This window comes from Pseudooceanicola sp. NS-SX8 (assembly GCF_057380755.1).
On the sequence record NZ_CM170819.1, the window covers coordinates 1,576,718 to 1,593,792 of the forward strand.

The window sequence follows — 17,075 nt, forward strand, 5'->3', positions numbered from 1 at the left end:
GAATGGGACAGAACCGGAAGCTCGATAAAGACAAAGCTCTGGCCGTCGACGATCGTGCGACGCCGCTTGAGCCGCGGGTCATGCTCGACGCGAACCTGACGATCGACCTCGCAGGGACGGAAGATCTGACGGAGCTGATGCTGGGCCTTGCCCACTCCTTCGACGAACAGGCGGAGGATGCGAGCGAGATCCTCGAGTCTCTCGAAACGGCAGGTGACGCGGCACTGACGCTGCTGAACCCCCTTCTGGATGGCCAGACCGAGGACCTCACGGCGATCACCGACACGGTGAGCCGCATTCAGGATGCCATTGAGGAGCTCCGTTCCGGCCTCGCGGGGGAGATCGACGATCTGTTCACCTCCGGCTTCCAGTCCAACCTGGCGACCAATGCCAATGCATCCCTCAGCGGCGTGACGGTGACGGCCAGCGGCCTGTCCGACATTTTTGACAGCGACAGTGTTCTTGGTGGCACCCTGATCGACGAGCTGATCAGCTACCTGGAAGATCAAGGCTCCAGCGATGCGGAAGGCGATGCCTCCATCGTTCTGGACGAGGTCGTAGGCTCCCTCGAATCCGTCACCAGCGCACTGACGCTGACCCTCAGCGACATTGTCGTGGACGGTGAGACCCTGGTCGAGTTCACCGACGGAGATGACGGTGCGGTGACCGCGACCGTGAACCTGTTGTCGGATGACGTGGAACTGACCTCGGATCTGACCTCGCTGCTGTCTTCGGCGCTTCCGGGGCTCGATCTGCCCTTCGCGCTCAGCACGACCGTGGGGATCGGTAGCGGTTTCAGCTTCGACATCTCCGCGGCCGTCAGTGTCGACAGCAGCACGCTTGCCCTGGAGAGCCTGGAAGTTCACGTCGACAACTTCGAGTTCGACAACATCCTGACCTTCGGTGGCGATCTGACCCTGACCGGCACCACCTCGGCCACGTTGGGTCTTCTGGACACCTCCATCGACTCCGTGACGCTGGCCAGCTTCGCGTTGTCGGTCGAAGGGGCGGATGACCTCGATCTCGGCGGCGAGATCGACTTCACCTCCGGCCTGGATGACCTGGACTTCAGCTTCTACGGGACGAGCACCGGATCCGACCTGTCGATTGATGTCCTCGTGGCGGAAGCCGGGAGCTCCGACTTCGCAAGCATCGTGGATGATCAGGAGTACGACCTTATCTCCGTCGCGATGAGCGCGAGCATCGACTTCGGCGGATCCACGCAGGACTTCGGAACCGATGTTTCCGTCAGTGCCGTGCTGTCCAATGGCGGCGGGGCGAACATCCTCGATACCATGATCGACAGTGCGTCGCTTGGTCTGGACCTTGACCTTTCGAACGTCGTCGGACTGGGCGACGAGGCGAAAGAGATCTTCGAGAGCATCGTTTCGGCGCTGGTCACCATGTCGACCGCCGATCTTATCGAATTCCTGAACGACACCGGCACGGCCCTTGCCGGGGTGCTGACGGATACGCTGTTCGACATCGACATTCCCTTCACCGACATTTCGTTGTTGGAAGCGGCGGAAGCGATTTCCGATGTCTTCGCGGATCTGGTTTCCGCCTTCATCATCGAAGACACTTCCCTGGGCTTCGGTGAATCTACCGATGCGCTGGTCCTGACCAACGAAGTGGTCAGCCTTGACGGTTCGATCCTGTCCGAAGACCAGATGGACCTGCTGGCGAACTATTCCGAGCTGACCTTCGCGGTTCAGGTCGCAGGGGACTATGTGCTCGACATCACGGTCGACCTGACGTCCGAGCCTGCTCTGCAGGATACCAGCCTCAGTGTCTACGAGCGTATGACGGCCCTGGCGGCGCTGCTCAGCTCTTCGGTTCTGTCGACGACCTACGGGTTCACCTTCTCCACCTCGAAGCTTGGTGCGCTGACGATCACCACGACCAAGTCCGAAGAGGACGCGGATACCGGTGTCGAAACCTACAACACCCTGGCGATCACCGGTGGGACGCAATTTGTCGAAGACGACACCGTGAGCGGGATTACTCTCGAACAGCTGGGCTTTGCGTCCTCCGAGCTGAATGAGTTGTCCTATGTGGTGTCCGACAGCGATACCAGCTCTGCCATCCCTGCCGATGAAGCGGATGACGACGCTGAATCCATCAGTGAAGACTTCCTCGGCTTCACCTTCGCGGAAACCAGTGTCGAACTGGGCACCTTCACGTTCGACGATATCTCCGGCGTGACCTCCCTGCGGTTCACCTTCACCGTGGATGGCGTGGATCGCTGGGTCGATGTCACGAACGAAGATGGCTGGTCCGATCTCACGACGCTGATCGACGACTTCAACACCGCCCTCGCGTCCGAGGGTATCGGCATCACCGTGTCCGAAAACACCGATGGCGACGGCCTGGCCTTCACCATCGATGCGGCCGAAGACAGCAAGATCGAGATCTCGATCGACGACAGCGTGCTTCTGCGCGCGACTTCGCTGGAAGGCCTGATTGCCTGGGCGAACTCTGCGCTGCAGGATGTATGGGCCGGCGCCGCGCTTTCGCTGAGCGACGATGGCGAGCTTGTCTTCCAGCTGCCGGAGGTCTCGGCCTCCACGTCCATTACCGAAGATGACGAAGTCTACTTCACGGCCGATGAAATCGGTTTCGGTCTTCTGGGGGACACCTCCCTTTCGGCCCTGCTGACGGCCGAACTCTCCGGTGCGATGAACGCCTCCTTCGGGATCGACCTGGCTGCGCTCGGTTCGGACATCATCGATGCTGGCACCGATGCTCTGAGCGGGGCTGCGACCCTTGGTTCGGATCTGATCGACACCGTGCTGGAAAACGCATTCTTCACCGATGTCTCGATCGATCTGACCGTGAGTGCAACGGCTTCCGACATTACCGGTACGGCGGATCTGGGGATCGCCTCGATCACTATCGGGGGCGAGGATTCCAGCCAGAACTACGTGGCTTTCGGCCTGCAGCTCTATGCGTCGATGATCGGCACGGATTCCGAAGGGGCTGCGAGCAGCCGGATCAGTTTCGGCAATATCTGGGATGCCGTCGTCAACACGATTTCGCTGGATGATGCCGGGGACGCCGTTGCAACGACCGCCTTGGGGCTCGAGGGTCTGATCGGTCGCCTTGACCTGCTCGGGACCATCGTGACCGACGGTGAGGGGCTCGCCCTGGATGCGGGCGGTGAGGAAGCAACCAGCGCCTCCGACATCGTGATCGTCGATGGCGTGGCCTACTCCGGCGATGCCGTCCTGGCTCAGATGGTGGCACGTTTCGGCGATGTCTCGATCGAGGTCGGCACGATCTCTGGCCTGAATGAAGATATCATCGACGGTCTGGGCATCACCATCCTGGACCTGACGAACTACGCGGATACCACCTCCCTCGCGATCATCGCAGAGAACGAAGATGCTGCCGAGGCGCTCGAAGGTCTCGCCGCGCTGGAAGGTGACGACATTCTCGATGCGCTGGTGTCCATCGCCAACATGCTGGTGGTCGTGGGCGAGGCCCTGGAAGACAACCTGCCGTTCCTGTCGCAGGACATCCCGCTGCTGAACTTCTCGATTCTGGATACCATCAGCTTCTCTGCCGACTTCCTGGAAATGCTCCAGGACATCCGGAATGATCCGCAGGCGGCCCTGGATGAACTGGACAGCCTGCTCGAAGGTTACTTCGGTGACGACACGGTGCAGCTGACCTGGGACGAGGACAACGCGACCATCGAGTTCGCGCTGACCTTCGAACTTCTTGACGACTATTCGGAATCCCTGCCGTTCCAGCTCGACCTGTCGGAGCTTCTGGGCGACAGCCTGGCCGATATCCTTGGGGATGACCTGGCCGCAACGGTGTCGGGTCTGGTTGATGCCTCCGGCGACGGCGAGATGGTCTTCGATCCGCTGCTCAGCTTCAACTTCGCCTTCGGCCTCGATCTGAGCTCCCTTCTGGCAGAGCCCGATACGATCGCGGCGGCCTCCACCGCGATTTCCGCCCTGGCGACCGTTGGTTCCGTCAACCTGCGTCCCGACGGCGGCGCGGAACTGCGCGTGTCGCGTGTCAACGCGGACGGCGACCTGGAAACCGTCGACATCGACCTCGACGGTGCGGAAACCATCGAAGATGTGGTCACGCTCGTCGATACGGCTGTCAAATCTGCCTTCGGCGACACCGTCACCTTCGCCTATGATGAAACGACCGGCGTGTTCTCCCTGACCGACAGCCTGGCGGAAGCCACGGATGACACCGGCGCAGAAGCACTGACAGGTGCTGCGGAAACGGAGTCAGAAGAGGTCGACGGTCTTCAGACCATCGCGCTGTCGGATCTCACCGACTACGAGGCCGCCTACGAGTTCGATATCGAGATCGGGGACGATCGCGTCACCGTTTCCATCGACGCGGTTGTCGGTCGGACCGAGGAAGAGTTCGTCGAGGCGGTCAACGCCGCCCTGGCAGAGCTGGACGTCGATCGTTCGGCCGTGTTCGACACCGGCGCACCGGGAACCACCGTGGTGCTGTCGCAGCTTGTCCATGCAGTGACCGACGGGTCCGGGAACGTGACCCTGGTTTCGACCGGCTTCGACGAAGTTCTGGGCTACGACACCTACAGCTTCGCCTTGAAGGGCGTCGATACCTCTGCGGATATTGAGTTCGCCCTGACCGATCTTGGTGGCGCCAACTTCGCGGCTGCCATGGGCTTTGACGGGGATGGGGATTACAGCACCGGCTCCCTTACCTCGGAAGTGATCTACGAAGCCGTCGAAGACGGTTCGATCCGCATCTACCTGGATACCGAAGAGACCGGGATCACCCTGTCGATGACCGCAGGTGTGACCGAGGGGCTCAACCTCTCGCTGGCGCTTGGTCCGCTTACCGTGTCTGTCGATGACGGCTATGCCTACATCGGCGCCGCCGACGGTTCTGGCGATCCGGCCTACATCAGCTTCACCATCGTCGATATCGACGGGGACGAATACGAGAACCAGTACGATCTGGCCCACCTGTTCGAAATCTCTCAGGACGACTCCGTCAGCCTGACCGACCTGTTCGACCTGGATATCTCGATCGGGATCAACGTCAGTCTGCCGCTGAGCGACAGCATCGGCATCTTCGACCCGGATACCGATGGCGTGTACTGGAACGTGTCGCTGGTCAACATTGTTGACGGCAAGAGCTGGCACGACCTGCTGGGCACCGATAGCTACGATGATGTCTTCGAAGGCGCGCTGATCGACCTGATGTCCGGCAGCCTGTCCAGCGTCTATCTGCCCGAGATCAGCTTCCCGGATCTCAGCGACCTGCTGGACAGCGTCAACATTCTTTCGCTGCTGAACGATCCGGTTCTGGTCCTCGATGGCCTGGACATGATCCTGGACATGGTCCAGTCCTCGCTTGAAAGCTTCCTGAGCGCGATCGACCTGCCGCTGGTGGGGGACAACCTGACCTCGGCGCTGACCTTCTTCGATGAATTCCGCATAGACGTCATTGAAACGGCGCTGAGCTATGCCGAGACGCCACAGGACGACGGCACGCTGCCGACGACGATCGACCTCATCAACGACTTCCTCAATGATGCGCTGAACGATCTTCTGGGCACCTCGGGCACGACCTACCTTCAGGCCTACCTGAATACCGACGGCGGCACCGAAGACAGCTATGTCTACGCGACGCTGAACTTCTCCCAGATCATCTTCTCCGAGTCGATGAACCTGGGCTTCGACCTGGGCATCCCTGGTTTCGAACTGGAACTTGCCGACGCGGTCGAACTGCTGGTGCAGCTGGAGTACTCCGTCAACATCGGCTTCGGCTACGACAAGAACGGCTTCTTCCTGCTGAACGACACCGACGACGAGGAACTCAGCATCGACTTCACCGTCACGGCGGAGAACTTCGAAGCCTCGATGGAGCTGTTCGGCATCCTCGGCGTCACGGCGACGACCGATCCCGATACCTCTGATGATCTCTATTCCTCCCTGGTGTCCGAATACGCCGATCAAGGGGAGATTTCCCTGACCGCGTCGCTCTACGTCGATCTCTATGGCGATCAGGGTCTGGCGATCCTCGATCCGACGACCCAGGGCGATGCCGATGCAATCAGCTCTGCCGGTGTTTACCGCGACTTCACGGGTGTGACCGCGACCGATGGCAACGGCGACGTGCTGACCTATGAACGCGTCGTCTACATCAGCCAGCTCGACACCGGGAACATGATCGACTTCGGCTTTGAGGCGGAGGTCAACGTGATCCTGTCGCTGCAGGGTGACGTGCTGGATCCGACCACGGGTGAAGCGCTGCTGATCGACGGGGTGCAGTTCATCCCCTCGGTCGCGACCGAGCTGGAATTCCGGGCGGTCTACACCATCTCCGACGGGTTGGAGATCACGGCGCTTGCCTTCCACGACATGCGCATCGACCTCAGCGCGATCGAGGAAGCGATCCTCGACCCGATCTTCGATCCGCTGCGTGAATTCATCGATCCGCTTGCCGAATACTTCTCCTTCATCAAGGAAACGGCGCCGTTCTCGTTCATCTACTCGGCCCTCACGACGGCCTTCCCGATCCTGGGGATGATCGACTCCATTGCCTCGGTGATCGTCGAGATCAACGACTTCCTCAACGATTTGGATGAAACCGGCGGCGTCTTCGTCTACGGCGACTACGACTACTACGCCTCGCTCGACGACCTCTCCAGCGGCGAGGCAGAGCTGGGATCGGTCGACAGCAAGTCGGTTTCGACCTCGCTGAACTCCAGCCTCACCGACTCGACCTTCGGCATCTTCGGCAACTCCACTTCCGGCGTGTCGGTGGAAATCCCGCTGCTGACGGATCCCTTCTCGATCCTCGACATCTTCCTTGGCAACTTCGAGGACGTCGGCCTGGTCGAGGTGCACCTGACGCTGTTCAACCTGCCTCAGAGAACAATCAACCTGGCAGACGAGATCTTCAGCATGATCGGTCTGCCGGGCTGGGTCGCCGACATCGTGGAGAGCTCCTTCAAGGCGACGGTGAGCCTGAAGCTCTACGGTGGCATCACCGTGGGTTACGACCTGAGCGGCGTGGTGAACTTCGTCGAGACGATGGATCCCGAACGGCTGCTCGACGGGATCTATATCGAGAGCGGCGTCGGTTCGATCGTCGACGTCAACTTCGGCTTCTCGATCTCGCTGAGCCTCTATGTGGCCGGTGTCGATTTCGACGGCTATGCCTACTTCCGCCTTGGCTTCAACGATCCGAATGGCGATGGCAAGCTGCGCTTCCCGGAACTGATCGCGGTGATCGACGCGGCGCTTGATGCGGACAGCATCAGCGAAATGCTCGGCCTGATCTTCGTCGGCGACGCCGGTGTCGACCTGAGCCTGTCGCTCTGGGTGAAGATCCCGCTGGTTGTCTACACGTACAAGAATAGCTGGGAGGTCTTCGACTTCTCAACGTCGATCGACTTTGGCGGCAACCCGGTTTCGGCCGACCTGTCGACGGACATCAGCGATACGGGTGGTACCGCGATCCTCAACATCGGTTCGCGCGCAGGTGCTTCCATGTCCGCGATCGACGAGGATGGCGATGACACGGTCACCATCACCGGCCCGAACTCGCCCTACAAGCTGACCTACACCCAGGACGGTGAGACGGTCACGGCCGAGATCGACATGGACGCTGCGGCGATCATCATCCCGGCCGGCTCCGGCAACAACAAGATCGACCTGTCGAACGTGCATGAGTACAACGGTTCGACCGCGACGACGATCACCTACACGGGCAGCGGCGAGGACGAGATCATCCTGCCCTCGACCGGTGTGCACGTGGTCTTCGCAGGCGATGGCGACGACACGATCACTGCGACCGACGCGGAAGGTGTCTACATCATCTTCGGGGAAGAGGGCAGCGACACCGTCAACATCGACGGCGGCACGGTGATCTACTTCGGGGCCGACGACTACGGCATGCGCGACCTCTTCATCAGCGCCTTTGCTGAGGGTGGCGTGTCTGTCGATGCGGTTCTCGAACTGCTTGGCCTGGAAATGGACTCCGACGGAAATGTCACGGTTGACCAGTCGGTTAGCGGCGACAATCTGGATCTGCAGGCGCTGATGGACAGCTACACCGCAGACACCCAGAACGATGCGGACGACTCCGCCGACACCGTGATCCTCGGCGCCGGCGGCACCAAGATCGTCCTGACCGGGGCAGGGGCCGACCTGATCGACATCGAATCCTCCGGCGACGTGACGATCATGTCGGGTGCGGGCAGCGACACGATCAGCGCAACGGGTGACAACGTCTATATCGAAGGTGGTGCAGACGGCGACCTGATCAGCGTCGACGGCGCCCAGACAGAGGTCTGGGGCTGGGGCGCTGCGGCTGGCGAAAGCGGCACCGACGGTGGTCAGACCATCCGGTCGCTTGCGCTGCAGGACGACCAAGATATCATCACGGGCGGTTCCGGATCCGACACGATCTATGGCCAGCTGGGTGACGATATCCTGCAGGGGTCCGAAGGCGACGACTCCATCTTGGGCGGCAAGGGCGACGACCTGGTGACGGGCGGTACGTTCAAGCTGACCAACAGCTCCGGGGCCGAAATCGACCTGCTGACGATGACGCCCGGCCAATCGCAAAGCACATCGATGATCCTGTCGGTACTGGATGCCGCGGATGGCGACGACCAGCTCTTCGGTGGTGACGGTTCCGACATCATGATCGGCGGCGGCGGCAACGACAGCCTGACCGGCGGTATCGCGGCCGACCTGCTGATCGGTGACTTCGCCGATGTCTACCTCTCCGCCAGCTTCGTCGCGACGGGCGTGACATCGACCTACACCACCTCCTCGCGCAATGGCACCGACAGCCTTGCAGGGGGCGAGGGTAACGACATCCTTATCGCTGGCGGTTCGTCCTCCGGTGTCGAGGTGATCGAGGATCTCGATGGCTCCAACGTGGTGATCGGCGACTTCGCCAAAGTCACCGGCGCTCAGATCCTCTCCGCCGTGACGGGGATCGTCTCCATCGCCTCCGACCTCGGCGGTGCCGACCTGATTACCACCGGTCGCGGCAACGACCTGATCGTGGGCGGCGAAGGCTCCGACTCGATCAGCGCTGGCCTGGGCGCCGACATGGTGCTGGGCGACCTCGGCACCCTGTCGATCACCGACGGCACGTTCACGGGTCTGTCCGACGACAATGACGGAGATGACGAGATCATCTTCGGCGCCGACGACAGCAGCCATTACGGAAGCGATGCGCCCGATGACTTGAAGGATGTCGCGATTGCCGGTCTGGGCGATGACACGATCACTTCGGCCGCGGCCGACCTCGTTGCCATCGGCGACGCGGGCACTGTGACGATGGATGCGATTTCCCTCAACGCCCTGCGCAGCTACCAGCCGCTCGGCTCGAACCCGACTGCACTGGAAGAGGCGGAGGACGAAGAGCAGCTGAACCTGATTTCCATGCTTGTCACCGAGATCGAGACGGCAGGTACGGCGGATGACGGTGACGATTCCATCACCTCCTCCGGTGGCGAGGGGATCATTGCCCTGGGCGGCGGCAGCGACGTGGCCGAACTGGCGGATGGCGTGAATTACGTTCTCGGCGATGACGGCAAGATCACCATCTCGGCCAACGATGACTACACCGGCCACCTGGTCGAGATCACGAGTGCCGACACCAGCGCCACGGAGAGCGACGACCGGATCGTTTCCGGCCTGGGCGACGATGTGATCGTTGCCGGCGAAGGCAATGACACCATTGATGCCGGCGAAGGCGTGAACCTTCTGCTGGGGGACAGTGGCGAGATCACTTCCGACACGCGGGATACGGATGTCCCGGTCTATGCGCTGACCTCCGCTTCGGATGAAAGCGACGGTGACGACAGCGTGACCACAGGTAATGCAGATGATCTGGTCATCCTTGGCGGCGGCGCCGATGAAGCGGACCTTGGCCATGGCAGTAACCTGGTGCTGGGCGACAGTGGCGAGGTCGACGCGACGATCGGCACCGGCTTTGACCTGCTCACCACCGATGCCGCAACGGGTGGCGACGACGATGTGACCACCGGCTCCGGTGACGACTACGTCCTTCTTGGTGCTGGAAACGACGAGGCGGACCTTGGCCGCGGATCGAACTTCGTTGTCGGGGACAACGGGGAAATCCACGATACGCTGGCAACCGGGTATGAGCTCTTCTCCACGGATGCAGGCACGGGCGGCGGCAAAGATACCGTCACCAGCGCGTCGGGCGACGATGCCGTGCTGCTTGGCGACGGGGCCGATGAGGCCAACCTGGGCGATGGCGACAACATTGCCATCGGCGACAACGGCCGCATCGCGGTGACCCGCGGTACCCTGGTGGAGCTGACGTCCGACGAAACCGGGACCGGTACCGGCGACACGATCACCTCCGGGGCTGGACAGGACGCGATCCTGGGCGGCGAAGGGGCCGACAGCATCGCAGCAGGCGAAGGATCGAACTTCATCCTCGGCGACGGCGGTTCGGTCACCCTCGACACGAGCACGCCTTCGGCTGCAGTCTATGACCTGGTATCGGAATACGACGCCAATGACGGAAACGACACGGTTTCGACCGGGTCGCAGTCCGATGCGCTGGACGTGATCGTCCTCGGCGCAGGCGATGACAGCCTGACCATGGGCGACGGAACCAACATCGGTCTCGGCGACAGTGGCGAGGTACATGTCACGGTCGGGTCCGGCTACGACCTGCTGACGACCAACCCTGGCACCGGCGGCGATGATACCGTCACCGGCGGTGTCGATGCGGATGCGGTCCTGCTGGGGGATGGTAACGACAACGCCGACCTGTCCGACGGCTCCGACATTGCCGTGGGCGACAACGGCGAAGTCCACTTCGATATCACCGACGGTACGCTGGATCTCTTCAGCACCTCGCCGTCGATCGGAGGGGACGACAGCATCACCAGCGGCCTCGATGCACTCATCGCCATCGGTGGCGTCGGTGCGGACACCATCAAGGCGACCGGAGGTGCCAACTGGCTCCTGGGCGACAACGGCGACATGTCCTTCGATGCGACGGGCACGGTCACCATCTCCACTTCGGATGATGAACTCGGCGGCGCGGATGTTCTGCAGACGGGCTCCGGTGATGACCTCATCATCGGCGGGACCGCGGGCGACCAGATCGATGCAGGCAACGGTACCAACCGCGGCCTGGGCGACTCCGGCTCCTATACCCTGGATGACACCAGCGGCACCGATGACGGCGATCTCGTCTCGGCCTACCTGTCGAGCGATGGTGCGGACAGTCTCACGTCGGGTGAAGGGAACGACTTCTTCATTCTCGGCGGTGACAGCGACACGGCAGAGCTCGGCAACGGCGAAAACCGCGTGATTGGCGACTCCGGTGAAATTCACTGGGCTGATACCCACCTGACCGAACTGACCACGACCGACACCAATACCGGCGCTTCCGATACCATCACCAGCGGCGCAGGCGCCGATGCGATCCTGGCCGGTGATGGCGGTGACGAGGTCTATGGCGGCTCCGGTGACAATGCGATCATCGGTGACCAGGGCAAGCTGGTGCTTGATGCAGGCGCGCTTGTGAACGTGGTGCGCAGCGCTACCACCTTCGACGAAAGCGAAGGCGGCGCCGACAGCATCGTGACCACGGCGGGCGAGGATGTGATCCTGGCCGGTGCGGACAGCGACACCGTCGAATCCGGCGCGGGTGAGGATGCCATCCTGGGCGACAACGGCGTCTGGATCTCTTCCCATGTCACGGGCGAGGGCAGCTTCACCGCGACCGTGCTCGACTTCGGTGGCGATGACGTGATCGACAGCGGCACCGGTTCCGACCTGGTGATGGGCAACCTCGGGGATGACGACATCTTTGTTGACGCCGGGGAGGACATCGTCCTTGGCGACGATGGCACGATGACCTTCATCAACCGTGCGGACGTTCGGACCCTGGTCCTGACGAACGAGGATCTGGGCGGTGACGATACGATCAGCGCGGGCGACATGTCTGGCGACAACGTCATGGCGGGGCAGGCCGGCGCGGACAGCATCAACGGTGGCGGCACCGATGACATGATCATCGGGGACATCGCCGAGCTGACCTTCACCGATCCTGCGACCGCACTCGCAGGCCAGTCGGCGGTGGATCGTATCGACTACCTGATCGGGACCCGGATCGATCTTGGCTTCGATGACGTGATCGACGCCGAAGACGGCAATGACTTTGTCGTCGCGGGCTTCGGTGCGGATACGGTGAATGGCGGAACCGGCCAGGACTTCCTGATCGGCGATACCATCATCTATCAGCGGACCTTCACCGAGACGGAGACCGGTCTGTTCGAGGTCATCCTGCTGGATACCAACTACGCCTACGAGACCGGTGGTTACGATATCATCAGCGGTGACGAAGGTAACGACATCATGATCGGCAACCTCGGGGGTGACCTGTTCTACGGCAACACCCGTGAGGACGTGATCTTCTCCGACGGCTACGCAGGGGAATACCACGGCAAGTGGACCGGCCTCCTGTTCGAAGGCGACACGGCATTCCGCACTCTGTGGAAATCCAACTTCGCAGGCCCGGGCGCAATCGACGTGGTGTCGCGGGCGCAGCAGGACGACTCGATCGGTTCGCCCTTCGACCTGGTGCCGGAAGCAGCCATGCCCCAGTTCAACCTCATCATCGGCGAGATGGGCGACGAGTTCATCTCCGATGGCTTCGACGGCAACGAGGCACTGTTCTTCGTCAACCAGGTGATGGACTACCTGTCGTCGGAGAAAGTCGTCGGCGCCCTGGCGGTGATGTTGAATTCCGGTGCGGATCGTTCCGTCATGGACGATGCGCTGCGGGCCGGTATCGCAGGTCAGTTCGCCGGGGTCTGGGATCTCGAGGCACCCGAATTCGAACTTGTCATCCGCCAGATCATCGCGTTCCTGCTGGAACGGGTCGAGGCGGCAAACGAAAACGAAGCGCCGTCCGAAGCGGCCTGAACGAGCGGGGTGCCGCCGGCATCCCGCCACCACACTTGAGGAAAGAGACACATGTCCAACGAAACTCCGTCCAAGCCCGCATCCGGCTCCATCAATGGCGTGAAGATCCACTGGGACGACAGCGAGATGGAAAGCCACTACGCCAACATCGGCACGGCGACCGCGAACCGCGAGGAATTCTTCCTGCTCTTCGGCACCCACCAGCATTGGCGCGGCACCATGGAGCAGCAGAAGGAAGTCGACGTGAAGCTGGCGAACCGCATCGTGATGAGCCCCTTCGCGGCCAAGCGCCTCGCGGTGATCCTGACCCAGTCGATCAAGGCCTACGAAGACCAGTTCGGCAAGATCGAAGCCTGATAAGACCTTGATCGAAAATCTGGAGGCAGCTCTTTGCATCAGCCCGGCCGGAGAGGCCCGGCTGGTGCAAGGCGTTTTGCCGGACGACCTCAGCACTGAAAGCATCCTTGCCCTGCGCGAGGCGAAGACGGTGATCCGTCGCGCCGGCGCGCGGCTTCTCGTCGTGCAGCCGGTATCGGGCCAGCATGTTGCCTGGATCCTGTCCTCGGTTCCGCCGGTGACGGAGCTTCCCGGCCTCATCGAACGCCTGACCGAGATGGGGCCCTCCCTTCTTGGCGGTGGGGATGGCCCGAACGGGCAGCAGGCCCTTGGCGCGATTTCACTGGATGGAGAGGCGGAGCCGCTGGCCATCCCGGCGCCCGGCTTCGCCTCCGGCCAGTCATCCGGCGCAAAGGCCGCGCTGGCCCGCGCGAGCGCCCCGGCGCTGATCGCGCTGGAGCAGATGGCCGGGGCAGAGAAGCTTTCGGTCGGGGCAGCGGCACAGGTGGTCGCGGATGCCTGCGTCGAGGCGGGCATTGCCCGTGCCGCCGTGGTGGCACTTTGTGACGGGCGGGAAGGGGCGCGCGGCGTCGGGCTGATCCGTGTTTCGGATCGCTCCCTTGATCCCGTGGCCGAAGAAATCCGGCAGATCATCGCGACCTACCGGCCCGCGCCGGGCACACGCTTGCAGCCGCTGCGGGTCAAGGCCGACGACCTGGATGAGACCGCACTGGATGCAGCACTTCTGGCGCGCATGGCCGCCGCGTCCGAGCTCTTGCTCGACCTGCCGGCCAATGGCTTTGAAGGGGTGGCGATCCTCCTGATCGATCCTGCGGCGGATGCGGATACCTCCGGACTGGCGGATCTGGTGCTGGTCGGGGGACGCCGCCGCAGCAAGGCGCGCCGAACGCTTCGGGCGCGGATCGTCAAGGGTGTTGCGCTTGCGGCCCTGGTCGGCGTTGCCGTCTGGATGGCCTTGCCCGCACCGCTGATCGTCACGGCGACCGCGCTGAGCCAACCTGCCCGTGCGACCTCCGTGAACCTTCCTTTCGACGCCTACCTGCGCGAGATGCTGGTCGAGGTGGGGCAGAGCGTCTCAGCCGGCCAGACCATCGCCCGTTTCGCGGCTCCCGAGCTGGAGGAACAGGTTGCCCAGGCACAACTGCAGATCGCGATCGAGAAAACCAATGCACAGGCTGCATTGGCCGAAAACGACTACGGCGCCTACGTGCTGTCGGAGCAGCGCCAGGATGCGCAGCAGCGGCAGCTCGATCAGCTCCAGGATCGCCTGGATCAGCTGGTGGTCCGGGCGCCGGTGGACGGAACGGTGATTTCCGCTGTCGGCAGCAACGTCCTGGGGCGTTTCCTTCCGACCGGAGAGGACATCGCGACCCTGCAACCGGATGATGCCTTCGCGGTGTCCGTCTCCGTGACCAGGGTCGATGCGCCGCTTCTGAAGCCCGGGCTGGAAGGCGAGGTCTATTTCCGCGGTATCTCGGACCAAAGCTGGCCGCTGGTGCTGGAAACGCCCGTTTCCATCGTTCAGGGTGAGCAGGGCGGGCAGCAATTGAGCGCATGGGCCCGTCTGGAAGAGCCGGGCAACGGGCAGCTTATCGTAGGCCTTACGGGCTTCGCCAGGCTGCAGGCCGGAGAGACGATACGCATCCGCGCCGTTTCGCGCTACGTCGTTGAGTGGGTCAAGGTGAAGACATGGCAGTACCTGGGTTTGCGCTGGTAGAGCAGGTCGCCCTGCGGCTCAGTGCCGACGGGCGTGACCGCAGGCTTTACCTGGCACAGGACCGCTCTTCGGGGCGGATCTTTACCATGCCGCGCCGGCTGGCGCTGGCCCTTCATCGCATGCGCGCGATCAACGAAGGGGATGAGGAAGCCCGCCGGTCGATCGGGGAGGCAGAGCTTCGCGATGCCTTTTCCTTCCTGCGCCAGATGAGCGGAATGCGGGGGGAGGACAGGCTGCGCCGCCGTACCTTCAACCCGGTCTTCATGGCGCTGCCCCTCATCGACCTGGCCCCGCTGCAGCCCAGGCTGGTGCCGATTGCGCGACGCCTCGTTTCGCCTCTCTACCTTCTGTTCCTGGCGGGGATGGCTATGGCCGCCGTGATGCTGGGGATCCGAAGCGACTGGGCGATCATGGAGACCTACCGGAACGTCTTTTCTCTCCAGGCGCTGACGACTTTCGGCCTGGTGGCGCCGGTGCTCAAGATCGTCCACGAATTCGGCCACGCGCTGACGGCGACACGATATGGCGTGCGGCTGCGAAAGGGGGGGCTTTATGTCATCGGCCTCTACCCCATGCCCTATGTCGATTGTTCAGAGGCGGACATGGCCGCGCATCGCCGCCACAGGATCGCGATCAGTGCGGCGGGGATTGCGGTGGATGTCGGCGTGGGCCTTGCCGCCTTCATCCTGTGGTACCTGGTCGAGGGCAGCTACATGCAGGTTCTTGTCGGGAATATCTTCGTTTTCTCGACGTTGAACTCCCTGTTGTTCAACGCCAATCCCATCGTGCGGCTTGATGGCTACTACGTCCTGTGCGACCTGATCAGATCACGCAACCTGGCGACCCGCGCCGCGTCGATCTTCAAGGACCTGCGCGTCTGGCTTTTGACACTGGGCCGGGCAGGGGATCTGCCAAGCCGGCCGGGCCATTGGGGCATGCTTGTCTATGCGATCCTCGGTTTGCTCTACCGCCTGCGCATTCTCTTCGTCATCGGCTTCGCGCTGATGCCGCGCTATCTTGGCCTCGGGGTCGTCATCGTCTGCTGGGGAGCCATTGCCATGTTTGCCGTACCCATGATGCAGGACCGCATGCCGCGGACCGATCTGGAACCTGATGCACGCCGCCTGCGCCGCTACACCTTGGCCGGGCTTGGCGCGGCCATCGTCCTGGCGCTTCTCTTCGTGCGCATGCCCTATCACATCATGGTTCCGGTCGCGCTTGATACCAATGGGGTCTATCGCGTCACTGTCAGGACGTCCGGTTTCCTCGAAGGCATGACACCCCCCGGGAAGCTGACTGAAGGGGATCAGATCGCGAACTTCGCTAACCCTCTGCTTGAAGACCGGGCTGAGGTTCTGGAAGCGAATCTGGACGGTGCGAAGCTGGCTTTCGAAAACGTCCGCTCGGATCACCCGGCAAAGGCGGCGATTGCCGCCAAGCAGGTGGAAAGCCTGCTCCGCCAGTACGAGGTTTCCACCGGAGAGATGGACGGCCTGCGGATCGATGCGACCGACACTGGCGTCTTCGTACCGATTTCGGGCATGCCCCTTGGCCATTACATGACATCGGGTGAACCGCTTGGTGCCTACCTCCCGGACCAGGGAACCGCGCGACTGTCCGGCCTTTTCCCGGAGCGGTATGTCGAGAAGTTCCAGGAGGATCTGGTTGCAAGCGAGCTGCGTATCGACGGCCGGTTTGTCGACCTGGATCCGGCGGGGGCCGACCTGCTTGCGATTCCCGGGCTGGATCCTGAAAGCGGTCGTCGCTCCTACAAGCTGGTGGTCACGGATGCGGTGCCGCCCTCGGCCCTGGTCGGGATGCCAGGATTGTTGCGCCTGACCTTTGCAGCCGAACCACTGCATGCACATCTGGTCTTCTGGTATCGCGGCCTCGTCGCGCGATTCCGTGAGGCGCAGATCTCTGACCGCGAAAGCTGGTAGGGGAGGGCCTTCCTTCCGCCTGAAATGAGAGTTTGCCAGCGGGGCCCAGTTGCCCTGCTGCAACACGGCTGCCTGCCCGCATGACGGCCGAACCAACTGCGCAGGATGGGC

General features: G+C 62.5%; 4 protein-coding genes. All 4 read left to right on the forward strand.

All coding sequences use genetic code 11. The annotated features are described in order from the left end of the window. Positions 1-2: 2 nt before the first annotated feature. The 4 genes from AC2IR1_RS07205 to AC2IR1_RS07220 are packed head-to-tail and all read left to right on the forward strand — an operon-like array spanning position 3 to position 16,964. The gene (locus AC2IR1_RS07205; RefSeq protein WP_486475605.1) at positions 3-12,950 is read left to right on the forward strand and encodes a hypothetical protein; all 12,948 of its coding nucleotides are present in this window, start codon (positions 3-5) and stop codon (positions 12,948-12,950) included. 51 nt (positions 12,951-13,001) lie between these two features. Beyond that, complete coding sequence (locus AC2IR1_RS07210; protein WP_486475606.1) at positions 13,002-13,307, forward strand: DUF3467 domain-containing protein; 306 nt, start codon at positions 13,002-13,004, stop codon at positions 13,305-13,307. 7 nt (positions 13,308-13,314) lie between these two features. Then, a complete protein-coding gene (locus AC2IR1_RS07215) occupies positions 13,315-15,024 on the forward strand; it encodes an efflux RND transporter periplasmic adaptor subunit (RefSeq protein WP_486475607.1) in 1,710 nt (569 codons plus the stop codon). After that, positions 14,997-16,964, forward strand: coding sequence for a site-2 protease family protein (locus AC2IR1_RS07220; RefSeq protein WP_486475608.1), 1,968 nt, complete (start codon positions 14,997-14,999; stop codon positions 16,962-16,964). The genes AC2IR1_RS07215 and AC2IR1_RS07220 overlap by 28 nt, the downstream gene beginning before the upstream one ends. The last annotated feature ends 111 nt before the right edge of the window (positions 16,965-17,075 follow it).